We start from the raw sequence: 23,002 nt of genomic DNA, 5'->3' as shown, positions 1-23,002 counted from the left end.
GTGCTCGATCCGCTGCGGGGTGCACGACCGTTCCGGGTCCGCCGCGGTCCGCCGCGGTTCGGTGGTCGGATCAGGTGGTCGGAGCAGGTGGGCCGGCGGCGTGGTCAGAGGATGAAGATCAGCGCCGCGATGACCGCCAGGATGCCCAGGAAGACGAACCCCCACGCCTTGAGGTTGTCGGAGTCGTCCTCCTCGGGCTCGGCCGGGCGCGGCGGCCAGCCGCCGGGGCCCGGACCGAACACCGGTCCGGAGGGCCCATGCCCGCCGGCTCCCGGTCCTCCGGGCGGCTGGTGCTCGACGCCGTGTCCGGGAGCCCCGTACCCGGGTGCACCTTGTCCGGGTGCCCCCTGCCCAGGGAACTGCCCGGGGAACTGCCCGGGCGGCGGCGGGGCGGGGGTCGCGGGGCTCACGCCCCACTGCGGATTCTCGGGCGAGCCCGCCGGGGGAGCACCCGGTGGGGGCGTTCCCGGGCGGACGTCGCCGTCCGCCGCCGGGCCGGCCGCGGACGGGGGCCCCGCCGTCGGGCCCGGCGCCGGTGGAGACGCCGGGGGCAGGGTCTCGCCCGAGAGCACGGGACCGTCCTCGCGGTGGCCCCGCTCCGCCTCGTTCAGCAGGGTCACGAACTGCTCGAGCGGCTCGGACCCGTCGTGCTCCCGCGCCAGGAAGCGCTCGGCGCGGCGGCGCACCACCTTGTAGACGCGCCCGTCGTCGGGAACGCCCAGGTCCCGGGCGGCCCGTGCCACGGCGAGCGGGGGCTGCTCCGGCAGGGGGTCGGTGCCCCACTCCAGGAGCCCGGTCAGCAGCGGGCGCTCGAGCACGGTGGCCAGGGCCGCACGGGCCCCGGGCACCCGGGTCAGCTCCAGCAGCCCGCTCGGCGGCGCGGACGGGCACCCCGGCACGTCGCTGGGCAGCCGGGCCGCGCGCTCCAGCCAGAAGATGTCGCCGAAGAGGGTGGCGAGCAGCACGGCGGCGGCAAGCCGGTCGTCGCTCGGCGCGGCGTCCTCCGGGAGGCCCTGCTCCCAGTGCGTGCCGAGGGCGCGGCGGGCGGGCTCACCGGCCAGCCGGACGCGCAGCTGCACGTCCTCCGGGCCGCGGGCGGTCTCCGCGGGACGCTCCACCGCGTGCCGCACCTGGGGGTCGAGCTCGGGGTCCATGGGCCACCTCTCCGTCGTCGTCCTGCGTCCATGCTCCCAGAACGTGCTGGGCGGCGGCGGGGAGCCGGTCGGTCATCGGGACGGTGGGCCGGGGTGGGGGACCGTGCCGGGCTCAGGCGGGGAGCAGGCTGCGCAGCTGCCCCGCGGCGACGCGGGGATCGGGGGCCTCGGTGACGGCGCGGACGACGACGACGCCGCGCGCCCCGGCGTCCAGCACCTGCGGGAGCCGCTGCTCGTCGATCCCGCCGATGGCGAACCACGGCACGGGCAGGACCTCCGGGTCCGCGTCGAGCCGGGCCTCCGTCAGTGCGGCGACCGCGCGGACGAACTCCAGTCCGGTGGCCGGGCGCCCCGGCTTCGTGGGCGTGGCCCAGACGGGGCCGGTGCAGAAGTAGTCGACGTCCGGGTCCTCGAGCGCCGTCCGGGCCTGTCCGAGGTCGTGGGTGGATCGCCCGATCAGCACGTCGGGGCCCAGCAGGTGCCGGGCCTGGGCGGGAGTGAGGTCGTGCTGGCCCACGTGGAAGACGTCGGCGCCCACCAGCGCGGCGATGTCGGCGCGGTCGTTGACGGCGAACAGGGCGCCGTACTCGGCGGCGACCCGGCCCAGCAGCCGCAGCGCGGCGATCTCCTCGTCCGCGTCGATGCTCTTGTCCCGCAGCTGGACGATGGTCGCGCCACCGGAGTACGCGGCGTGCAGGAACTCCTCGAGGTCGCCCCGGTCCCGGCGGGTGTCCGTGCACACGTACAGCCGGGCGGCGAGGAGCTTTGCCGTCCGGGCATCTCGCAGGGGAGGCTCGGCGGGGGCGGAGGCGTCACGGGTATGCTGGGTCACACGCTGATGATAGGTCAGCGGTTCTGCGGGAGCCCCACCGGGGGCTGAGAGGGCGTCCAGCGCCGACCGCCACACCTGATGCGGGTCATGCCGCCGTAGGAAAGGACGTTCCGTGTGACTTCCGCGCACCTCGCCCCGACGACCGCACCCCACCCCCTGGTCGGGCAGCCCGAGCACGTCCGGGCCGACGTCGCCGTGGTCGGCGCCGGGGTGATCGGCCTCGCCACCGCCTGGGAGCTGCGCCGCCGCGGCCGCTCGGTGGCCGTGGTGGACCCCGAACCGGGCTCCGGCGCGAGCCGCGCCGCGGCCGGGATGCTCGCCCCGGTGAGCGAGGTCCAGTACCGGCAGGAGCCCCTGTACCCCCTCATGACCGCCTCGGCCGCCGAGTACCCGGGGTTCGTGGCCGCCCTCGAGCAGGCCGCCGGGGGGACGGTGGGCCACCGGGCCACCGAGACCCTGGTCTGCGGGGTGGACGCCGCCGACCGGCAGGCCCTGGCGGACCTCCGCGCGCTGCAGGGGCGCCACGGCATGACGGTGGAGCAGCTGACCCTGCGCGCCGCCCGGGCCCTCGAGCCCGCCCTGAGCCCGCGGCTGTCCGCCGCGTTGCGGATCCCCGACGACCACCAGGTGGACCCGCGCCGGCTCGTGGCCGGGCTGCTCGCCGCCCTCCTCGCCCCGGAGCTCCCGGAGCCCGTCGAGACCTCGGAGGCCCCGGAGCCCCTGGAGCGTCCGGAGGTCCCCGAGCCATCGCCCGCGCGCGACGGCGGACCGGCCCACCTCGTCCACGACCTCGCCACGGGGCTGCGCCGCAACGCCGAGGGCGCCGTGACCGGCGTCCGCCTGGCCGGCGGCGGGATGGTCTCCGCGACCTGGACGGTCCTCGCCCCGGGTGCCGACCTCGGCGACCTCGAGGGTCTGCCGGAGGACTGGCACCCGCCCCTGCGGCCGGTGCACGGGGACATCCTGCGCGCCCGGGTCCTCGCCGGGGCGCCGGCGCTGCTCGAGCGCACCGTCCGCGGCCTGGTGCACGGAGTGCCCGTCTACCTGGTGCCCCGCACCGACGGGACCGTGGTGATCGGGGCGACCTCCCGCGAGGACGACCTGACCGGGCCCAGCGCCGGCGGCGTGTTCCGGCTGCTGCGCGACGCCCAGGCCCTCGTGCCCGGCGTCGCCGACCTCGAGCTGGTCGAGGTGCTGGCCCGCGCCCGGCCCGGCACCCCGGACGACATCCCGTACCTCGGCCGGGTCCGCGACCCCGACGGCTCGCCCGTGCCGGGGCTCGTGGTCTCCACCGGCTACTTCCGCCACGGCGTCCTGCTCGCCCCGCTGGCCGCCCGGCTCGCCGCGCAGCTGGTCGCCGGAGGGGCCGGGCCCGATCCGGCCGCCGACGCCGAGCACCTCGCCACCACCGACCCGCACCGCTTCGACCGACCCGTCGAGGCCCGTCGACAGGACCCCGAGCCGGCCGCCGCCGGACCCGGGCCCCGGAGCAGGAGCCCCCGATGACCGCCATCACCCTCAACGGCCGCCCGCACGAGGTGGCGGCGGAGGCGACCGTCGTCGACCTCGTCGCCGAGACCGTCGGCCGGGCCCTGGGCCCCGACGGCGCCCCGCTGGACGGTGGGCGCCTCGGCGTGGCCGTGGCCGTGGACGCCGCGGTCGTGCCCCGCAGCCGCTGGCGGCGGACCCCTGTGGCGGAGGGCCAGGCCGTCGAGATCATCACCGCCGTCCAAGGAGGCTGACGTGACCGTCCCGCACCCCGACCCGCTCCTGCTCGACGGCACGGAGCTGACCTCCCGGCTCATCATGGGCACCGGCGGCCTCAGCTCGCTGCACACCCTCGAGCAGGCGCTGCTGGCCTCCGGCACCGAGCTGACCACCGTGGCCCTGCGCCGCTACGCCCCCGGCCAGGGCGACTCCCTCTTCGCGCTGCTCGAGCGCAACGACATCCGGATCCTGCCCAACACCGCCGGGTGCTACACGGCCCGGGACGCGCTGCTCACCGCCGAGCTCGGCCGGGAGGCCCTCGAGACCGACTGGGTCAAGCTCGAGGTGATCGCCGACGAGGACACCCTGCTGCCCGACGTCGTAGAGCTCCTCGACGCCACCGAGCAGCTCGTGGCGCGCGGCTTCAAGGTCTTCGCCTACACCTCGGACGACCCGGCCGTGGCGCGCCGCCTCGAGGACCTGGGCGCGGCGGCGGTGATGCCCCTGGGCGCCCCCATCGGCACGGGCCTGGGCATCCTCAACCCGCACAACATCGAGCTCATCGCCTCCCGGGCGTCCGTGCCCGTGGTGCTCGACGCCGGGATCGGCACGGCCTCCGAGGCCGCCCTGGCCATGGAGCTGGGCTGCGACGCCGTGCTGCTGGCCAGCGCCGTCACCCGTGCCCAGGACCCGGTGGCGATGGCCACCGCGATGCGGCACGCGGTGGTCGCCGGCCGGCTCGCCGCCGGCGCCGGGCGCATCCCGGTCCGCAGCCACGCCCAGGCGTCCTCGCCGATGGCCGGACGGATCGATCCGGGCGCGTCCGACGACGGGCCGGCCGCCGAGCCGGCCGACGCGCCGCGCGGGGACTGGGCGCCCGTGGGGGAGCGGCCGTGAGCCCGCTGCCCCCGCTCGTGGAACCCGGCCCCGAACTGACCCGCGAGGAGCTCGAGCGCTACGCCCGGCACCTGACCCTGCCCGGGATAGGGCCCCTCGGCCAGCGGCGGCTGGGCGGTGCCCGCGTGCTCGTCGTCGGCGCCGGGGGACTGGGCTCCCCGGCCCTGCAGTACCTCGCCGCGGCGGGGGTCGGGACCCTCGGGATCGTCGACGACGACGTCGTGGCGCTCTCCAACCTGCAGCGCCAGGTGGTGCACACGACCGCCGACGTCGGCCGCCCCAAGGCCGTCTCCGCCGCCGACGCCGTCACCGCGCTCAACCCTCTCGTGGACGTGCGGATCCACCCCGTGCGTCTGTCCGCGGACAACGCCGTGGACCTCATCGGCCAGTACGACCTGGTCCTGGACGGCGCCGACAACTTCGCGACCCGCTACGTGGTCAGCGACGCCGCCGCCCTGACCGGCACGCCCTGCGTCTGGGGCTCGATCCTGCGCTTCGAGGGGCAGGTCAGCGTCTTCTGGGCCGGGCACGGGCCCACCTACCGGGATCTCTACCCCGAGGCCCCGCCGGACGGGGAGGTGCCGAGCTGCGCCGAGGGCGGCGTCTTCGGCATGCTCCCCGCGACCGTCGGCTCGGTCATGGTCACGGAGGCCGTCAAGCTCATCACCGGCACCGGGGAGCCCCTGCTCGGGCGGGTGCTGCTGCACGACGCGCTCGCGATGACCTGGCGCGAGATGCGCCTGGCCCCGGATCCCGGCGCCGCCCCGGTCACCGCGGTGGCCGAGCCCGACGCCGTCTGCGCCCTGCCCGGGGCGGACCCCGCCGAGACCGTCGGGGCGGCCGAGCTGGCCCGGCTGCTCGAGCGCCGGGAGCACGGGGAGGCGTCCTTCGCCCTGGTGGACGTGCGCGAGGCCTGGGAGCGGGAGCTCGTGGCCATCGACGGCGCCGTGCCCGTCCCGCTGCAGGACATCCTGGACCGGGGCGCGGACGCCCTGCCGCCGGAGGCGCGCGGCGCGGACCTCGTGCTGCACTGCAAGGCCGGGGCCCGCTCCGCGACCGCCCTGGCCGCGCTGCGGCCGTTCTTCGCGCAGCGGGAGGAGCGGGTCCGCCACCTCGAGGGCGGGGTGCTCGCCTGGGTGGAGCAGGTGGAGCCGGACAAACCGGTCTACTGACTGCTCCTGCGATCCTGGAGGCATCACGCCTCGACGTGCCACCGTGCCACGGGGATCGGTGACGACGGTCTCCGCGTTCCGGGGCGAGAGCGCTCAGCGGTGACAGCGCTCAGCGGTGGCTCGATCCCTCGGAACCATGTCCTGCGTTCCCGTGGGCGGAGACGCAGTCGCCTCTGCCACGGCGATCACCCCCGCCCCGGTACGTGGGAACCACCGGATGGTCACCGGGGTGGTGGCGAGCAGCACGAGGTCGAAGTCATGCTCTGGTGACGCAGTCCCGCTTCTCGCGGTGACGGAGGGACCGCCGTCGAAGCCGTCACGAGAATGGTGTGCCCGCTGCGGGCCGTCGCAGGACCTTGCGTCGGCGTCGTCCCGAGGGAGGGCTGGATGCGCGGCGCCCGTCGGGCCGACCGGACGCCGCCCGCCCAGGGCCAGGTGGTGCGGTCAGCGCACCCTGATGTAGACGGGGCCGGAGCCGACGTTGACGGTCATGGTTCTCCCGCTTCTGCCGAGCTGTGTGTTCAGGGGGGTCCCGGGCACCGGCAGGATTCGGCAATGAGCCGCGGGGATACCGACCCGTCTGCGATCAGCACGCGGTCGGCTCGCAGCCCCCGGGTGACGCCGGGGCGCGATCGGGCAGATTGCGATCTGGAAACGACCCGGGACACCGGATGGCGGCCGATCGTAATCTGTTGGTCGGGGGGGCGATGACCATGGACTGGAGCGCCGAACAGATCAGCCAGATGCGCAACGGCCGGGCGACGTACCGGGACCAGGCGCAGGGCACCGCGCTGACCTGGGTGCGCACCGGTGCGGAGACCGCAGGCGAGTACGGCCTGCTCTACGCGGAGTATGCCCCGGGCATCAGGGTGTTCCCGCACTACCACACGCTCTACACCGAGACCCTGCACCTGTTCGAGGGCACCCTCGACGGCAGGATCGCCGGCCGGCAGGTGCAACTGATCGAGGGCCAGGAAGCCGTGGTGCCCCCGCGCGCCGTGCACGGCTGGCGGACCGCCGGTGACCGCACCCTGCGCTTCGTGCTGGAGGTCCGCCCCGCCCACCCGGGGTTCGAGAAGTGGCTGGTGACCCTGCAGAACATGGCCACCGACGGGCTGACCCACCCCGACGGGCGGCCGAAGAACCTCTACCACGGTGCGCTGATCCTGGTGGAGTCCGACATCCATCTCCCCGGCCCCGGGCGTCTGCTCGACCCGGCCCTGCGGATGCTGGCGGTCCGGGCGCGCCAAAAGGGAATCGATCGTCAGCTCGAGGAACGCTACTACCGCCAGGTCTGAAGAAGGACAGGACGCCAGGTCGCGGGACGGTGCAGACACTCCTGGTCCCGCTGCGGGCAGTCACGACAGGGGCCATTCCCGGAAGAACGATCTCCTGCACCAGGACGAGGACGAACTTCTCCTCGCTGTCAGCGCTGGGGGAGTGGCTTCGTAATACCCATGAAGATGCACAAAAACCTGTTCATGGGCCTGTTCGCCCCGGCACAGTAGAGCTGTGACGTCAGGGACCGCCTGTGAGGTGAGTGGGTGCGGCCGGGAGGCCGTGACCCTGCTCCCGGTGGTGGCCTGGACCGCGGCCACCTTCCCGGAACTGACGGCAGCGCCCCTGCACCACTACTGCCACGACCACGAGATGCTGATCAGTGACCGCTACGCGGCCGCAGTGGACTGGACGGTGTGCAGGAACAGCGCCGAGGGCCACCGCTTGGATCCGCAAGCAGTCCAGCAGATCTGTGCGCACCTCCAAACGATGAGGACCCCCAGGGCCCAGGCGGTGCACGCCGCCCTCGTCCTTCTCGCCGGGACCCCCTGAGCCGGGCAGCCGTCTCGGAGCGGGGGCAGGTGCATCCTGTCCCCGGCCCACCCATCTGCCCGGATGCAGGCTCTGCTGCGGGGGCGGAGGCTTGGTGTGCCTATTCCTAACCTCGGACGGCTGGTACAGGAGAACTTTCAAGGCTAAGCTCAAGCACAAAATGTCTGACAATCTGCAGAGTGGCTGTTGGCTGGCGCTGCATCGAGGGCAGGACAAGGTATGGATCTGAAGACTGTGGGCTCCCCGACCGAGGTCCAGCACGGCGGGAAGGGCAACCTGTCTCCCGTGGCGAGCATGTCGCGCAGGGACGGAGTCCTCCGCGAACTACGGAGAGCCGTGGTGCGGGGAGATCTGCGCCCCGGCGACAAGCTGACGGAAGTCACCCTGTCATCGACGCTGGGCGTGAGTCGTCCCACCATCCGTGAGGCACTGAACCAGTTGTCCCAGGAAGGGCTGCTGGTCCAGGAGCCTTACCGGGGGTTGCGCGTGGCCAACCTGGAGCCTGACCAGCTCCTGGACATCGCCAAGGCCAGGCACGCCCTGGACATGCTCGCGGTGGACGCCATTCTCGAGGACGCCAGTGGCCGGCGGATGGCTGCTGTCCAGGACGCCTGGAGGGAGTTCGAGCGGTGGGAGAACGATCCTGATCCGCTGACTCTCCATGAAGCCCATGTGGCGTTTCACCGCGGCATCTGGGCGGCGTCGGAGAACTCGATGCTCCTGCGGTTCTGGCCCGTGACGGAAGCTCATCTGACCATCGCCCTGGCTCAGGACCAGGCCGTCCGCTCGGATCCCGCCCGCGCCAGCCTGGTGCATCACTACTTGATCGAGGCCCTGTCGCGGCGTGACCGTCCGGAGATCGAGACGGCCTTCAAGAAGCACACGATCGACAGCGCATGTGAACTGATCGCCATCATGGAACAGGAGAACTGAGGATGAAGAAGGTGCTCGTGGTCGGGGCCACCGGGTTGATCGGCCGGACGGTGGCCGACACCCTGGCCCCAGTGCATGAGGTGGTGCGCTCCTCCCGCAACGACGGTGAACGCGCGGACATGTCGGATCCCGCGTCGGTGCGCGCCCTCTTCGAGCGCGTGGGTCCTGTGGACGCCGTCGTCAGCTGCGCCGGGGCGGTGCCGTTCAAGCCGATCACGGAACTCGTCGCGGCGGACTACGCGGCCGCGGTACAGGAGAAGGTCCTGGGTCAGGTCAATCTCGTGACCGAGGGGCTCGCCCACGTTCGCGATGGCGGGTCGTTCACCCTCATCTCCGGAGTCCTGTCCCGGGAGCCCATCGCCACCGGGGTCGCGGCGTCCTTGGCCAACGGCGCCGTGGAGTCCTTCGTGATGGCCGCGGCCACGGAGCTGCCGCGGGGCATCAGGATCAATGTCGTCAGCCCCAGTGTCCTGGCGGAGGCGGAGGCCTACCACCCCTTCTTCCCCGGTTACCCGCAGGTGCCGGCTGCGGAGGTGGCCCGCGCCTATGTGCGTTCGGTCGACGGAGTGGAGACGGGCAGGACGTTCGACGTCTGAGGAACGGGCTCGACACGAAGGCCTCCCCCTGTGCTGACAGAGGGAGGCCTTCCGCCGTGCGCACACCACCGTTCAGGCTCTGGGACCCCTGCCGCTGGTCCGTCGCCCGCCGCGGGCTCTGGGCGCTGCCTCCCGGGACGTGGCCCGGATCCTGGAGGGCATCGCTGGGGCAGGACGTGGTCCAGCCCGGGGCGTGCCGGTCATGTCAGCGGACGTAGTCCGCGCCGGTGATGTCGACCGTCGCCCCGGTGGTGTGCCGGGACCGTCCAGAGGCCAGGAAGGCAATGACCTCGGCCACGTCGGCCGGCGGGGTCATCTCTCGGAGGGGGAGGCTGTCGAGCCGGTCCTGCTCGTCGGAGAGGTGCGCACTGAGCCCCGTGCCGACCCAGCCGGGAGCCACGGCGTAGGCCAGGATGTTGTCGGCCGCGAAGCCACGGGCGATCCCCTTGGTGAGAGCAAGCAGCCCGCCTTTGGCGGCCCCGTAGGCGAGGTGTTCGGCGTCGTCGCCGCGGTGCGAGGACCGGCTGGCGACATTGACGACGGCCCCGCCACCGTGCTCCTGGAAGTGCAGGACGGCGGCCCGGCACAGATCGGCCGGCGCCTGGAGATTCAGCGCCAGGTTGGCGTCCCAGCCCCGGCTCCAGTCCTTGTCGTCGGTGAGGGGGGAGGCCAGCCAGGCACCGGCGTTGTTGACCAGCACATCGACGCGTCCGCGCCAGGCGAGGGCCTGTTGCCAGACGTCGTGCCGGTGCTGCGCGTCGGCCAGGTCTCCCTGGACGAGGTGGATCCGCTCGCCCAGATCTTTCCGCGTCCTCCGGGCCTCGGCGGCCCCTCGGGCGTAGTGCAGCACCACGTGGGCGCCTTCCCGGTGCATGATCTCCACGGTGGCCCGCCCGATTCCGCCGGATCCGCCGGTGACCAGCACGGTCTTGCCCTCGAGCATGGCCCGGGGCTGCAGTGGCGTGTTCATGCCACCGCCTGTGCGCCGGTGCTCTCGACGATGGATCCGCAGGAGGAGGGGGCTTCGTCGGAGTCGAGGAACGCCATCAGCGCGGCAACTTCCTGCGGCCGGGCGCTGAGCGCCGGCTCGATGCCGCCTCCAGCACCCGGCGCGAGCGAGGTTCTGCCCTCGAGTCCGCGCACGCCTGTCCTCACCTCCGTCACTGGCCGAGGGAGAACACCGTGCGGTGCCAGTCCCGGACCGATTTCCCGGTGATGTCGTACATGACGTGCTTGACCACGGTGTACTCCTCGAAGGAGTAGGTCGACATGTCCTTGCCGAAGCCGGACTGCTTCATCCCGCCGTGGGGCATCTCGCTGATGATGGAGATGTGGTCGTTGATCCACACGCAGCCCGAACGGATCTCCCGGCTGGCCCGCATGGCGCGGTAGATGTTCCGGCTCCAGGCCGAGGCGGCCAGACCGTACGGGGTGTCGTTGGCCAGGGCGATGGCCTCGTCGTCGGTGTCGAACGGCATGACGGCCAGGACCGGGCCGAAGACCTCGTCCTGCACGATCTCGCTGTCGGCCGGGGCGTCGGCCACCAGGGTCGGACGGTAGTAGGACCCCTCGGCCGGCAGGTCCTCGGGGACGCCTCCGCCGATGACCCGGGCGTACTCGCGGGCGCGGTCCACCATGGCGGTGACCTTCTCCCGGTGCTCCATCGAGATCAGCGGGCCCATGTCGGTGGCGGGGTCCTCCGTGGCCCCGAGCCGCACCCCGGCGTAGAGCGCTGCGACGCCCTGCACGAACTCCTCGTAGACCGACCGGTGGACGATCGCGCGGGTGGCCGCGGTGCAGTCCTGTCCGGCGTTGATGAGGCTGCCGGCGACCGCGCCGTGGATGGCGGCCTCCAGGTCGGCGTCGTCGAACACGACGAACGGTGCCTTGCCGCCGAGTTCGAGGTGGACCCGCTTGGCCGTGGTGGCCGCGGCGTCGAGCACGGTGCGTCCCACCCCGGTGGAGCCGGTGAAGGAGAGCATGTCCACCTCGGGGTGGCGCAGCAGCCGCGCCCCCACCGTGCGGCCACCACCGCACACGACGTTGAACACACCGTCCGGAAGGCCCGCCTCGGTGGCGATCTCGGCGAAGAGCAGCGTGGTCAGCGGGGTGTTCTCCGCGGGCTTGAGCACCACGGTGTTGCCGGCGGCGATCGCCGGGAGGACCTTCCAGGCGGCCATCTGCAGCGGGTAGTTCCACGGGGCGATGGAGCCGATGACGCCGATCGCCTCGCGCCGGACCTGGGAGGTGTGGTCCGGGGAGTACTCCGCGGCGGCCTTGCCCTCGAGGTTGCGGGCGGCTCCGGCGAAGAAGGCCACGTTGTCGATCGTGCCGGGGACGTCGAACTCCCGGGCCAGGCGGATCGGCTTGCCCGCCTGGCGGCTCTCGAGGACCGCGAACTCCTCGGCCCGCTCCTCGAGCAGCGCGGCGAAGCGGGTCAGCACCGCCGAGCGTTCCACCGGTGCTGCTCCGGACCAGCCCGGGAACGCGGCCCGCGCCGCCTCCACGGCCGCGTCGACGTCTTGGTCCCCGGCGACCGCGACGGTCGCCACGACCGTGCCGTCGGCAGGATTGATGACCTCGGAGGTCTCGCCCGTGGCGCCGGCGGTCATCCGGCCGTTGATGTAGAGACCGGCGGACACCGGCGTTTCGGACGTCGTCGCACCCTGCAGGGTGGAGGCGGTGATGGTGGTCTCGCTCATGATCAGTCCTTTGCTGCTGTGGGGACGAGGGGAGAGGCGGCTGCGCCGGGGGCCCAGATGTCCCCGACGCTGTAGCCGCAGTGAAATGGGTCCGAGGCGTCCAGCACCCACCGGCTGTGGCCGGTCACCCAGCCGCGGCCCGTGATGGTGGGCAGCACCGCCGGGCGCCCGCCGGTGGTGGTCGTGCCCACCAGCCGGCCGACGAACTCGGTGCCGATGATGCTGCGGTGCCGGAAGGGCTCGTCGAGCCCCAGCAGGCCCCGGGCGTGGAGGGCGGCCATCCGGGCGGAGGTGCCCGTGCCGCACGGGGAGCGGTCCAGGACACCGGTCCAGCTGGCCGGGTCGTCGGCCCGCACCGGTCCGTTGGTGAGCACCACGGTGTTGCGGGAGGGCTCGCCGGCAACGGGGTCGCCGCTGTGCAGCATCACCAGGTTCACGCCACGGATGCCGGGGTGCTCCGGGTGGACGACGTCGATCTGCTCGGTGGCCGCCAGCTTGATGAGTGCTCCGGCGCGGGCCAGCTCCCTGCCCCGGGACGGGTCCAGGACCAGGCCGAGGTCGGCCACCCGGGCCTGGGCGAAGAACTGGCCGCCGAAGACGATGTCCACCGGGACCGTGCCCAGCTCCGGGACCTCCAGGGGCACGTCGAGCTCCACCGCGAAGGACGGGACGTTGGCAACCGTGACGGAGCGGACCTTGCCGCCCTGCACCTGTGCGGTGGCGTGCACCGTGCCCACCGCCGTGTCGATGGCCACCTCGACGACGGGTCCGGGGCGGTCGATGATGCCGGTCTCGATCGCGGCGGTGACGGCGCAGATGGTGTTCGACCCCGACATCGGGGTGAAGCCGCCCTGCTCCAGCACCACGATCCCGAAGTCCGAACCCGGGTTGACCGGGGGCAGGAGGATCACGGCGCACATCGCGGGGTAGCCCCGCGGTTCCTGCAGCACCAGCCGGCGCAGCCCGTCCAGGTGCTGCCGGCAGTACTGCAGGCGCTCAGCCATGGTGTCGCCCTGGACGAAGCGCGCGGCCGAGGTGAGGATCCGGCCCGGTTCGCCCTCCGCGTGCACCTCGACCGTGTCCAGGCTGAGGATCTCGCTCATGCCGTGGCGGGCTTCAGGACGCCGGCGGTCTCGAGGATCTCGGCGAACTGCTTCTTCTTCTCCTCCGACAGCGGCTGGATCGGCCGGCGCGGGGGACCGGCGGGCACTCCGAGCAGCTCCAGGCCGGCCTTGAGCCCGGCCGGGTAGTTCACCGACTCCAGGAAGGCGCTGATCGCCCGCAGGGTCTTCCACTGCTCCCGCGCGGCGGTCAGGTCCCCCCGCTCGGCCAAGGTGTTCCAGAACTCCACGGCGAGCTCGGGCACGACCCCGGCCGCGCCCCACACGGAGGCCTCCGCACCGCTGGCGATGCCGAAGAAGGTCAGGGTGTCCCAGCCGTTGAAGGCCTTGATCTTGTCGGAGTAGTTGGTGAGCAGATCCCCCAGCGCGATGGCGTCGTCGGAGGTGGACTTGAGGTAGTCGATGCCGTCGATCTCCCCCAGCGCGGCGATCTGCCCGGCCTCGAGGGGAATGCCGGTGACCCCGGGCACGTGGTAGTAGACGATCGACAGGTTCACCGAAGCGGCGACGTCGGAGAGGAACGCGACCAGGGCGTCGAAGTCCAGCGGGTCGTAGAACGGCGGGACGAGCATCAGCGCGTCAGCACCCACGGTCTCGGCGTGCTGGGCCAGGGAGATCGCCCGCTCGGTGGACAGCGCCCCGATGCCGGCGACCACGGGGATGCGTCCGGCAGCGGCCTCCACGTAGAGCTCGATGACGCGCCGGTACTCGGCGTCGGTCAGGGTCGGGAACTCCCCGGAGGTGCCGGTGGGCACGAGACCGTGGATGCCCGCCTCGACGAGACGGTCCACGTGGCGGCGCAGGGCGTCCTCGTCGACGGCGGAGGCGTCGGCGGTGAAGGGGGTGGTGACGGCGGCGAGGATGCCGCGCAGTTCGACGTTCTTGCGGTGGCTCATGGTGAGTGTCCTTTCGGTAAGGGGTGTCAGGCGGCGGAGCGGACTGCTCGCCGCTGGCCGGTGAATCGCTCGGCGGCGAAGGGGTCGAGGGCGGAGGGCATCTGCCCGTGGAGGATGAGCTCGGTCAGGGCCGAGGCGGTGCCCGGGGCCAAGGTGACGCCCATCATCCCGTGGCCGGTGGAGACGTAGGCGTTGGACATCGGGCCCAGCCGGCCGATGATCGGCAGGCCGTCCGGGGTCATGGGGCGCATGCCGGCGCGGGCCGTGACGGCCTCGGTCGGCGGTTCCCAGCCGCGGAAGTAGGAGCGCGGGGCGCGCAGAATGGCATCGACACGGACCTGGTTGATGTTCTCGTCCAGCCCCCCGAACTCCATGGTCCCGGCCAGGCGCAGCCGGTGCTCGAAAGGGGTCACCGCGACCTTGGCGTCGGAGAGGTTCACCGCGCTGCGCAGACCGAACTTCGGGACCTCCACGCTGTAGCCCTTGCCCGGGCGCACCGGCAGCAGGAGGCCGAAGAGCTTCGAGACCTGCCCCGTCCAGGCACCCGCCGCCAGCACCACGGCGTCACCGGTCCAGCGCCGGTCTCCGGAACGGACCGCGGTGATGCGCTCCCCAGAGGTCTCGACCTCCTCGATCGGGGCGTTCTCGACGATCTCGACGCCCATCTCGACGAGGCGCTTGGCCAGCGCACGGGTCAGGGCCCCGGGGTCGAGGTGGCGCTCGTGCGGGTAGTAGATGCCACCGATCACCGCGTCGGAAAGCAGGGGCTCCTGCTCACGGACCTCGTCCCCGCGCAGCACGCGCGGATCCCGGTCGAAGGCCCGGGCCAAATCCAGGTTGTCCAGGTGGTGCTCCAGGTTCTCCTCCTCCTTGAAGGCCATGAGCAACCCTGCGGTGTGCATCTCGAAGTCCATGCCGTCGGCGCGGTACTCGTCGAAGACCTCCAGGGTCTCCTTCGCCAGGGTCAGATGACCCTCGAAGCCGGCCCGCTGGGCCCTGGCATTGGAGTGGCGCCACATGCCGGTCATGAACTTCAGGAACGCCGGCTCCAGGGAGGGCTTGATGTAGAGCGGGCTGTCCGGGCGCAGCATCCACTTCATGGACTTGAGGATCACCCCGGGCCCGGGAACGGGGGCGGACTCCGCCGGGCAGACCCACCCCGCGTTGACCTCCGAGGTGCCCAGGCCCGTGCCGCGGGCGTCCACGAGGGTGACCTCCGCGCCTTCCCTCGCCAGGTGGTAGGCGGTGGTCAGCCCGACCACGCCACCTCCGATGACCACAACGTGCATGTCGTTCCTTCCTTGCGGGCCGCCATCTGGGGCCCCCGAAGCGCGCGGACCCTGCGTCTTCTCGTCCACCGGAAGTGGACCGGGATCCCGGCGCAGGACGTCGGGCTCAGAGCGGGACGTCGGGTCCAGAGCGGGGCCTCGACCTTCATGGCTGTTTGATTGTCTGGCAATTTATGCTGGTTTGAGCCTAGACATGTGATCAGTGCCACGTCTACCTTTGGGCCGCACTTTCACGGATTTGCTCGGGGAAAGCGGTGGGTGCCCGGCGGAGCTAGCCGAGGCGGAGGTGGTACTCCTGGAGGTCGATCATCTTCCGGTGTCCCAGCCCGTCCTCCCGGATCCACAGGACGCCCGAGCTCAGCAGGGTCTCCTCCACCACGCCCCGATAGTGGAGCACGTCGTAGCGCCATGCCTGGACGGGACAGCCCGGGCGCGGCCCCATGGACTCGGAGCCCCGGTGACGACCGCCGTTCCCGCCGGAGGCGCTCGCGACGCGGCTGCCCACAACGTGGCCGCTCATGCGGCGAGGCCTTTCCGAGGGACCCGTGACCCAGTCGGCCCGGCGGCCGGCAGTTCCGGTGGCGGGGCCGGTGCGGCCGGACCGTGGGCGTATGACCCGTCGCCACGGCGGACGATGATCTGTCCGCCGGTGCTGCGGGTGATGTTCCACGCCCACTGCATGGCCTCGGAGCGGCTCGGGGCGTGCAGCCCGGTGCGCGTCGCACCGGGGGTCCGCACCTCCCAGCATCCGCTGAGACAGGGGGCGATGATCCGGTCCTCGAGGTGGGGCATGGTCTTCCTTCCTGCGGCAGGGGTCGGTGTCGACGACGGTCGAAAGGCGGCGGCGGAGGGGATGCTCGAGAGGGGCAGGGGTGATCCTGGTGCGCCCTCGAGCTCCAGGGAGTCGGGACTGGGGTGGGAAGAGGAAGGGTGAGCACGCTCGGGTGGTAGCCCTGTGCATGCTCGCCCCGGCGGCGGGAGCGGGGGCCGGCCGAGCGGCTCCTGCGCCCGCTCACCGGTGCCGCTGACCGATCGGGTCAGCGGCACCGGTGGGGCTAGGCGCGCTGGGCGTGGCGGTCGGCCACGTCCAGGGCCGCGTCGAGGATCTCCAGACCGCGGCGGGCGTCGGCCTCGCTGATGTTCAACGGGGGCACCACGTGGATGCGGTTGAAGTTGGCGAACGGCAGCAGGCCGGCGGCCTTCAGCGCGGCGACGAGCTCGGTCATCGCGGGCGAGGAGCCGCCGTAGGGCGCCAGGGGCTCCTTGGTGGTGCGGTCCTTGACGAGCTCGACGGCCCAGAAGCACCCGGTGCCCCGCACATCGCCCACCGAGGGGTGGCGCTGGGCAATCTCGCGCAGCCCGGGGCCGAACACGTTCTCGCCCAGCCACGCGGCGTGCTCGATCATGCCCTCGTCCCGCATGGCGTTGATCGCCGCCACCGCGGCCGCGCACGCCAATGGGTGACCCGAGTAGGTCAGCCCGCCGGGGTAGGGACGGTCCCGGAAGGTGTCGTGGATGGCCTCCGAGATCGCCACGCCCCCGAGGGGGACGTAACCGGAGTTCACGCCCTTGGCGAAGGTGATCAGGTCCGGGACCACGTTCCAGTGCTCGACGGCGAACCACTTCCCGGAGCGCCCGAAGCCGGCCATGACCTCGTCGGCGATGTAGACGATCCCGTACCTGCGGGTCAGCTCCCGGACGCCTTCCAGGTAGCCGGCCGGGGGGAGGTAGATCCCGGCGGTGCCGGGAATCGACTCGAGGACCAGCGCGGCGATGTTCTGGGCGCCCTCGAGCACGATCATGTCCTCCAGGTGCCGCAGCGCCCGCTCGCTCTCCTCCGCCTCGGTGGTGGCGTCGAAGTAGGAGCGGTAGCGGTAGGCCGGCATGAAGTGCACCACGCCGGAGTCCGAGTAGTCGCTGGCGAACCGGCGGGGGTCCCCGGTGACGTTGACCGCCAGCTGGGTGCCACCGTGGTAGCTGCGGTAGGCGGAGAGCACCTTGTGTCGTCCGGTGTGCAGGCGCGCCATGCGGATGGCGTGCTCCACGGCGTCGGCCCCGCCGTTGGTGAAGAACACGTGGTTCAGGTCCCCCGGAGCCAGTTCGGCGATCAGCCGGGCCGCCTCGGAGCGGGCCGCGTTGGCGTGCGGCGGGGCGATGGTGCACAGGGTCTGCGCCTGCTCGACGATGGCTGCGACCACCTTCGGGTGCTGGTGCCCGATGTTGGTGTTGACCAGCTGGGAGGAGAAGTCCAGCAGCCGGTTGCCCTCGCCGTCCCACACGTAGGAGCCCTCGGCCTTGAGCACTGTCATGGGGTCGAGAGAACCCTGGGCGGACCAGGAGTGGAACACGTGCGCGCGATCGAGTTCGTAGGCCCGGCGGCCGGCCTCGATCTCCTCGCCGGTGAGGGCCGCGGTCTCGGTGGTGGTGTCGGTCATGGTGCCCTCCTCAGGCGTCGTTGGTCGGGAAGCCGAGGTTGAGGCCGCCGTGGCTCGGGTCCAGCCACCGGCTGGTCACCACCTTGCCGCGGGTGAAGAAGTGCACTCCCTCGGCGCCGTGGGCGTGGGTGTCGCCGAACAGCGAGTTCTTCCACCCGCCGAAGGAGTAGTAGGCCATCGGGACGGGGATCGGCACGTTGATCCCCACCATGCCGACCTGGATCTCGTTCTCGAAGCGGCGGGCGGCCCCGCCGTCGTTGGTGAAGATCGCGGTGCCGTTGCCGTAGGGGTTGCTGTTGATCAGCGCCACGCCCTCGTCGTAGCTGGCCACGCGCACCGTGGAGAGCACGGGGCCGAAGATCTCGTCGGTGTAGATGGACATGTCCTCGGTGACGTGGTCGAACAGGGTGGGGTTGAGGAAGAAGCCCTCGCCCTCGGCGTCCGGGTCCACCTGGCGGCCGTCCACCACCAGGGTGGCCCCGGCCTGCTCTCCGGCGTCGATGTAGCTCGCCACTTTGTCGCGGTGGGCAGCGGTGACCAACGGGCCCATGTCGCTCCCGCGGGTGCCGTCACCGATGCGCAGCGTGCGGGTCCGTTCGGCGATCTTCGCCACCAGCTCGTCGGCGACGGACTCCACGGCCACGATCGCCGAGATCGCCATGCAGCGCTCACCGGCCGCGCCGAAGCCGGCGTTGACGGCGGCGTCGGCGGCCAGATCCAGGTCGGCGTCGGGCAGCACCAGCATGTGGTTCTTGGCCCCGCCCAGGGCCTGGACGCGCTTGCCGTTGGCGGTGCCGCGCTCGTACACGTACCGGGCGATCGGGGTGGAGCCCACGAAGGACACGGAGGCGACGTCCGGGCTGTCCAGCAGTGCGTCCACGGCCTCCTTGTCGCCGTGCACGACATTGAAGACGCCGTCCGGCAGACCCGCTTCCTTCCACAGCTCGGCCATCCAGATCGCGGCCGTGGGGACCTTCTGGCTGGGCTTGAGCACCACGGTGTTGCCGGCGGCGATGGCCACGGGGAAGAACCACATCGGCACCATGGCGGGGAAGTTGAACGGGGAGATGATCGCCGCAACGCCCAGGGGCTGGCGGATCGAGTGGACGTCCACCTTGGTGGAGGCGTTCTCGGTGTAGCCGCCCTTGAGCAGCTGCGGGATGCCGCAGGCGAACTCGACCACGTCCTGGCCGCGGGAGACCTCCCCGAGGGCGTCGTCCAGGACCTTGCCGTGCTCGGCGGTGATGATCTCGGCGAGCTCGCCCTTGCGGGCGTTGAGCAGCTCGCGAAAGGCGAAGACGACCTGGGTGCGGCGGGCGATGGAGGTGTCCCGCCATCCCGGGAACGCCTCGGCGGCGGCGGTGATGGCCTCGTTCACCGTGCGGGTCGGGGCCAGGGCCACGCGCGAGGTGATCCGTCCGGTGGCCGGGTTGGTGACGTCCGCGAAGCGGGAGTCCTGCCCGGCGGCGGCGAGCTCGCCGTTGATCCAGTGGCTCACGGTGCGGGTGGCGGTCTGCGTGGCAGTCTGCATAAAGGGGTCCTTTCGTGCGGGTCGTCGGCGCAACAAACATCCTGCACCGTTGTCTGACAATCAGCCTGACGAGGTCTGTTCGGTAATGCCACCGACAAGGTGTCCGAAATTTGGCTGTGCACCTTACGATGTGTCAATGCAGGCTTCAGACGGCCAGGGCAGGGGTGGCGCGACGGGGCGGGGCGTGGCTTCCTCCGCGACGTCGCCGGAGGTGGTGGAGAACTCGCTGTCCGAGGGGCCGGACCCCGGCGGTGCCGCGACGGTCGCCCCGGTGACGCTGCGGACCGTGCTCGAGCTGGCCGAGATCCGTGCCGGTGCCCCCGAGGTCCTCTGTGGGGCAGACGCCACGGGCACCCCGGTGCGGTGGGTCCACATCGCCGACACCGAACGGGTGGGCTCTCTGCTGGAAGGCGGCGAGCTGGTGCTGACCACCGGTCAGGCCTTCCGCGGATCGATCGAGGCGACCGGTCGGTTCCTGGACGAGCTGGAGGCGGCCGGGGCTGTCGGTGCGGTGATCGAGCTCGTCGACGCGGCCGGGCAGCCGGCGACCGGGGCGATCGAGGTCCTCCGCGCCGCCGTGCGGGGCCGCTCCCTGCCCGTGGTGCTGCTGACCCGCTCCGTCCGCTTCGTCCGGGTCACCGAGGTGGCGCACCGGATGCTGGTGGGCGAACAGCTCGCCCGGGTGGAGCGGGCACGGCGCGTCCACGAGGTCTTCACCCAGCTCAGCCTCGAGAGCGCCAGCGAGCAGCAGATCGTCGACCGCACGGCCGAGCTGCTCGGCGCTCCCGTCGTGCTCGAGGACGTCGCCCACCGGGTGCTGGCCTTCCAGGCCGTTCGGGTCGGCTCCGGGGCTCTGCTGCTCGACTGGGCCGAGCGTGCCCGCCGGGTCGGGTACCGGGAGGAGACCGGGCGGCGGGCCGGCGCGGAGGACTGGCTCCAGACCCCGGTGGGCGTCCGGGGCCGACGGTGGGGCCGGCTGGTCGTGCCCACAGCCCTGCCCGACGACGCCGACGCCGCCCAGGTGCTGGAGCGCGCCGGACAGGCGCTGACTCTCGCGCGCATGGCGGGACGCGACGAGCGGGAGCTGCTGCACCAGGCCCAGACCGGCCTCCTGCACGAGCTGCGCCAGCCCCGTGCGCTGACCGAGCACGAAGCCTTGACTCGTGCGGCCGCCCTCGGGCTGGAGGCAGCCGCCTATTACGTCCCGGTGGTGGTGCGACTGGATCGCTCGCCCGACGAGGACCCGACCGGGCTGCAACTGCGGGGAAGGGCACTGCTGGAGGACCTGGCCGCCGTCGTCCGTCAGGCTCGTCGCTCCATGCTGGCTGCGAGCATGCAGTCCGGTTCCCTCGGCGTGCTGGTCGGAGTGCCGGCCCGCCAGCTCGCCGAGCCCCTGGTGGAGCGCATCTGCGCCCAGTTGGTCGAAGTCCACGCGCAGCACGCCGCATGGACGGTGGGCGTGGCCCCCAGTCGGGGGACACTGCTGGAGGCCGCCTCCGGCCTGGACGAGGCGGCACAGGTCGCTGACATCGCCGCCACCCTCGAGATCCGCCCGCGCCCCTACTACCGCTTCGCCGATGTCCGGCTGCGGGGTCTGCTCGCCCTGCTGGGAGCGGACCCTCGCGTCAGGACCTTCGCCGAGGCCGAGCTCACGCCGCTGCTCGAGGGGCAGGACCCCGCAGGCCTGGAACTGCTGGAGCTCTACCTGCGCCACGGCGGGAACAAGTCCGCCCTGGCCCGGACCGGCTATCTGAGCCGGCCCTCCCTCTATGCGCGACTGGCCAGGCTGCAGGACCAGCTGGGCGTGTCCCTGGACGACGCCGAATCCCGCACCGCACTCCATGTCGCCCTGCTCTGGTACCGGCTCCAGGAAGTCGACGCCGACACCACTGCGTGAGAACGGTCGGTCCCGCCGGCGAACCGGTACATCTATCTCCAGGTCATGCCCGGGTCGATCGCGCCGGCGAGCGCCCTCCTTCATGAGGCCCACTGACCAGGGCGCACTGCGAGCTCACCGGCCGGTCCAGCGTGCGTCGTCCTCGAGGAGATGATCTCGACGCATTGACGCAAACGTCACAGCTTTCTCGTCTCCAGGGGTAGACGTGTCGCGCCTCACATGCTTAGCTTCCCTGCAACACACATTGCCTGACAATCCGACACCCAGGCAATCGCTCTCTCCCACAGCAGACGTTCCGACGCGAGGGAGAGGCCGCAGACCCGCCCCGTCACCATCCGGGGCCGAGCTGACGGATTCGCTCCCCGAGGACATGCGAGAAACACCTCCCGGGGGACATGGAACTCCCTTCACGCAGACGGAGCAGCACATGGAAACAGCACTCGGCACGATCTATGACCTCATCTGGAATCCACTCGTCTACGTCACACTCATCAGCGGCACCGTCTACACGATCGCCACCCGCGCCGTGCAGGTGAGGCAGCTGCCGGCGATGATCAAGTTCCTCTTCGCACGGGCAGAGTCGAAGGACGGCACGACCTCCTTCCAGGCCTTCGCCATGGCCCTGGGCGGCCGGGTGGGAGTCGGGAACATCGCCGGCGTCGCCACCGCGATCTCCTTCGGCGGACCCGGTGCCCTGTTCTGGATGATCGTCACCGCCCTGCTCACCGCCTCGAGCGCCTTCACCGAGGCCACGCTCGGGCAGATCTACAAGGTCAAGGTCGACGGGGAGTACCGCGGCGGCATCCCCTGGTACATCGAGAAGGGCCTGGGGATGAAGTGGCTCGCCGTCGCGGCCGCGACCGTGGCCGTGCTCTGCTACACGACGCTGATCCCCGGAGTGCAGTCCTCGACCATCGTCACCTCCCTGGACTCCGCCTTCGGCATCCCGACCTGGATCTCCGGCCTGGTCCTCACCGCGCTCACCGCTCTCGTCGTCTTCGGCGGCACCAAGCGCATCGCCCACTTCGCCCAGACGGTCGTGCCCGCCATGGCCGTCGCCTACATCCTGCTCGCCGTCATCGTGCTGGTCATGAACTTCCAGACCATTCCCGAGGTCGTGCGCATGGTCGTCTCCTCGGCACTCGGAATGGACGCCGTCTACGGCGGCATGATCGGTGCCGCGGTGTCCTGGGGCGTCCGGCGCTCCCTCTACTCCAACGTCGCCGGCGTCGGCGAGGGCGGCTACGCCGGTGCGGCGGCCTCCGTCACGCACCCGGCCAAGCAGGGCCTGGTCCAGGCCTTCTCCGTCTACGTCGACACCGTCCTGGTCTGCACGGCAACCGGTGTGATGATCCTGTCCACCGGCGCCTACAACATCCTGCCCGAAGGGCGCCCCGCCCTCACCGAGAACCTCCCCGGCGTGGAGCCGGGAGCAGCCTTCACGCAGGTCGCCGTCGACACGATCGCCCCCGGGGTGGGTCTTGGCGGCGGCATCGTGGCGGTGGCGATCTTCTTCTTCGCCTTCACCTCGATCCTGTCCTACTTCTACTACGGCGTGACGAACATCGTGTACCTCACCGGCAGCTCCCGCGGCGTCCTGGCCCGCATCGTGCAGGTCGCGGTCCTGCTGGCGGTCTACCTCGGCACGGTGCGGACCACCGAACTCGTGTGGATGATGGGCGACATCGGCTACGGCCTCATCGCCTGGTTCAACATGGTGGCCATCGCCCTGCTCCTGCCGATTGCGCTCAAGGCCCTGCGGGACTTCGAGCGCCAGCAGAAGCAGGGACTGAACCCGCTCTTCGACCCTGCCGCGGCCGGAATCAAGGGGGCCACTTTCTGGGAGTCCGCCGACGCCCCCGTCACCGCGTCCATCAACCGGCTCTGACGCCTCCATCCCGCCGGCTCCGGGTCCGCGGCCCGGAGCCGGTGGGCCCGATCCACGCGCGCTGCCCGGTGCCCCAGCTGATCACTGCCTGGCGGAGCCCGGTAGGTGGTCGCCGCATCGGC

At 71.9% G+C, this 23,002-nt stretch carries 22 protein-coding genes and 1 riboswitch; of the genes, 10 read left to right on the top strand and 12 right to left on the bottom strand.

The features are described 5' to 3' along the window. Positions 1-104: 104 nt before the first annotated feature. Together ACFYE3_RS06830 and thiE are read right to left on the bottom strand one after the other, a co-directional pair. Entirely contained in the window at positions 105-1,154 is a 1,050-nt protein-coding gene (locus ACFYE3_RS06830) for a hypothetical protein (RefSeq protein WP_387607324.1), read from the bottom strand. A gap of 112 nt (positions 1,155-1,266) precedes the next feature. Further along, positions 1,267-1,986, bottom strand: coding sequence for a thiamine phosphate synthase (gene thiE / locus ACFYE3_RS06825; RefSeq protein ID WP_387607323.1), 720 nt, complete (start codon positions 1,984-1,986; stop codon positions 1,267-1,269). Between the two features lie 15 nt (positions 1,987-2,001). Next, a riboswitch (TPP riboswitch) is annotated at positions 2,002-2,105 on the top strand. Between thiE and ACFYE3_RS06820 the strand changes: the two genes are divergently transcribed. From ACFYE3_RS06820 to ACFYE3_RS06785, 8 genes are all read left to right on the top strand, one after another. Next, complete coding sequence (locus ACFYE3_RS06820) at positions 2,101-3,492, top strand: FAD-dependent oxidoreductase (protein ID WP_387607321.1); 1,392 nt, start codon at positions 2,101-2,103, stop codon at positions 3,490-3,492. (Overlaps the previous riboswitch by 5 nt.) Further along, positions 3,489-3,728, top strand: a complete 240-nt coding sequence (gene thiS / locus ACFYE3_RS06815; protein WP_368831800.1) for a sulfur carrier protein ThiS — start codon at positions 3,489-3,491, stop codon at positions 3,726-3,728. The genes ACFYE3_RS06820 and thiS overlap by 4 nt, the downstream gene beginning before the upstream one ends. A gap of 1 nt (position 3,729) precedes the next feature. Further along, positions 3,730-4,590 (top strand): thiazole synthase, encoded by an 861-nt coding sequence (locus tag ACFYE3_RS06810; protein WP_387607318.1) that lies wholly within the window; start codon positions 3,730-3,732, stop codon positions 4,588-4,590. Further along, positions 4,587-5,762 carry a molybdopterin-synthase adenylyltransferase MoeB gene (gene moeB / locus ACFYE3_RS06805; RefSeq protein WP_387607316.1) on the top strand — a complete coding sequence of 392 codons (1,176 nt, stop codon included), beginning with the start codon at positions 4,587-4,589 and terminating at the stop codon, positions 5,760-5,762. The genes ACFYE3_RS06810 and moeB overlap by 4 nt, the downstream gene beginning before the upstream one ends. A gap of 713 nt (positions 5,763-6,475) precedes the next feature. Next, positions 6,476-7,060: a cupin domain-containing protein gene (locus tag ACFYE3_RS06800; RefSeq protein ID WP_387607314.1), complete on the top strand. Its 585-nt coding sequence runs from the start codon at positions 6,476-6,478 to the stop codon at positions 7,058-7,060. A 262-nt stretch (positions 7,061-7,322) separates the two neighbouring features. Then, complete coding sequence (locus ACFYE3_RS06795) at positions 7,323-7,592, top strand: hypothetical protein (protein ID WP_387607312.1); 270 nt, start codon at positions 7,323-7,325, stop codon at positions 7,590-7,592. Positions 7,593-7,811: 219 nt separating this feature from the next. Next, positions 7,812-8,525, top strand: coding sequence for a GntR family transcriptional regulator (locus tag ACFYE3_RS06790; RefSeq protein WP_387607310.1), 714 nt, complete (start codon positions 7,812-7,814; stop codon positions 8,523-8,525). Positions 8,526-8,527: 2 nt separating this feature from the next. Beyond that, the gene (locus tag ACFYE3_RS06785; RefSeq protein WP_387607309.1) at positions 8,528-9,121 is read left to right on the top strand and encodes a short chain dehydrogenase; all 594 of its coding nucleotides are present in this window, start codon (positions 8,528-8,530) and stop codon (positions 9,119-9,121) included. Between the two features lie 205 nt (positions 9,122-9,326). Here the strand turns inward: ACFYE3_RS06785 and ACFYE3_RS06780 are convergent, their stop codons facing one another. The 10 genes from ACFYE3_RS06780 to ACFYE3_RS06735 all read right to left on the bottom strand — a co-directional run bounded on the left by ACFYE3_RS06780 (position 9,327) and on the right by ACFYE3_RS06735 (position 19,095). Then, on the bottom strand, positions 9,327-10,091 hold the full coding sequence (locus tag ACFYE3_RS06780; protein ID WP_387607308.1) for an SDR family NAD(P)-dependent oxidoreductase: 765 nt from the start codon (positions 10,089-10,091) through the stop codon (positions 9,327-9,329). Continuing rightward, entirely contained in the window at positions 10,088-10,264 is a 177-nt protein-coding gene (locus tag ACFYE3_RS06775; RefSeq protein WP_387607306.1) for a hypothetical protein, read from the bottom strand. Before ACFYE3_RS06775 ends, ACFYE3_RS06780 begins: the two co-directional genes overlap by 4 nt. A gap of 17 nt (positions 10,265-10,281) precedes the next feature. Further along, positions 10,282-11,823 carry a gamma-aminobutyraldehyde dehydrogenase gene (locus tag ACFYE3_RS06770; protein WP_387607305.1) on the bottom strand — a complete coding sequence of 514 codons (1,542 nt, stop codon included), beginning with the start codon at positions 11,821-11,823 and terminating at the stop codon, positions 10,282-10,284. A gap of 2 nt (positions 11,824-11,825) precedes the next feature. Further along, positions 11,826-12,926, bottom strand: coding sequence for a proline racemase family protein (locus ACFYE3_RS06765; protein ID WP_387607302.1), 1,101 nt, complete (start codon positions 12,924-12,926; stop codon positions 11,826-11,828). Then, entirely contained in the window at positions 12,923-13,840 is a 918-nt protein-coding gene (locus ACFYE3_RS06760) for a dihydrodipicolinate synthase family protein (RefSeq protein ID WP_387607300.1), read from the bottom strand. The genes ACFYE3_RS06765 and ACFYE3_RS06760 overlap by 4 nt, the downstream gene beginning before the upstream one ends. A gap of 26 nt (positions 13,841-13,866) precedes the next feature. Then, positions 13,867-15,129 carry an NAD(P)/FAD-dependent oxidoreductase gene (locus ACFYE3_RS06755; protein WP_387607297.1) on the bottom strand — a complete coding sequence of 421 codons (1,263 nt, stop codon included), beginning with the start codon at positions 15,127-15,129 and terminating at the stop codon, positions 13,867-13,869. A gap of 271 nt (positions 15,130-15,400) precedes the next feature. Further along, positions 15,401-15,649, bottom strand: coding sequence for a hypothetical protein (locus ACFYE3_RS06750; RefSeq protein ID WP_387607295.1), 249 nt, complete (start codon positions 15,647-15,649; stop codon positions 15,401-15,403). After that, complete coding sequence (locus ACFYE3_RS06745; protein WP_387607293.1) at positions 15,646-15,921, bottom strand: DUF2188 domain-containing protein; 276 nt, start codon at positions 15,919-15,921, stop codon at positions 15,646-15,648. The genes ACFYE3_RS06750 and ACFYE3_RS06745 overlap by 4 nt, the downstream gene beginning before the upstream one ends. A gap of 263 nt (positions 15,922-16,184) precedes the next feature. Next, the gene (locus ACFYE3_RS06740) at positions 16,185-17,564 is read right to left on the bottom strand and encodes an aspartate aminotransferase family protein (RefSeq protein ID WP_387607290.1); all 1,380 of its coding nucleotides are present in this window, start codon (positions 17,562-17,564) and stop codon (positions 16,185-16,187) included. A gap of 10 nt (positions 17,565-17,574) precedes the next feature. Beyond that, complete coding sequence (locus tag ACFYE3_RS06735; protein ID WP_387607288.1) at positions 17,575-19,095, bottom strand: CoA-acylating methylmalonate-semialdehyde dehydrogenase; 1,521 nt, start codon at positions 19,093-19,095, stop codon at positions 17,575-17,577. 136 nt (positions 19,096-19,231) lie between these two features. Here ACFYE3_RS06735 and ACFYE3_RS06730 point away from each other — a divergent pair, with 136 nt between their 5' ends. Further along, positions 19,232-20,992 (top strand): PucR family transcriptional regulator, encoded by a 1,761-nt coding sequence (locus ACFYE3_RS06730; protein ID WP_387607287.1) that lies wholly within the window; start codon positions 19,232-19,234, stop codon positions 20,990-20,992. 427 nt (positions 20,993-21,419) lie between these two features. Next, a complete protein-coding gene (locus tag ACFYE3_RS06725; protein ID WP_387607284.1) occupies positions 21,420-22,880 on the top strand; it encodes an alanine/glycine:cation symporter family protein in 1,461 nt (486 codons plus the stop codon). Positions 22,881-23,002: the final 122 nt, after the last annotated feature.

Origin of the sequence: Kocuria arenosa (assembly GCF_042879215.1) — a bacterium.
GTDB classification, from domain to species: Bacteria; Actinomycetota; Actinomycetes; order Actinomycetales; family Micrococcaceae; genus Kocuria; species Kocuria arenosa.
The sequence above is the reverse complement of the archived record's forward strand: the minus strand, read 5'-3'. Positions and strand labels throughout refer to the sequence as shown.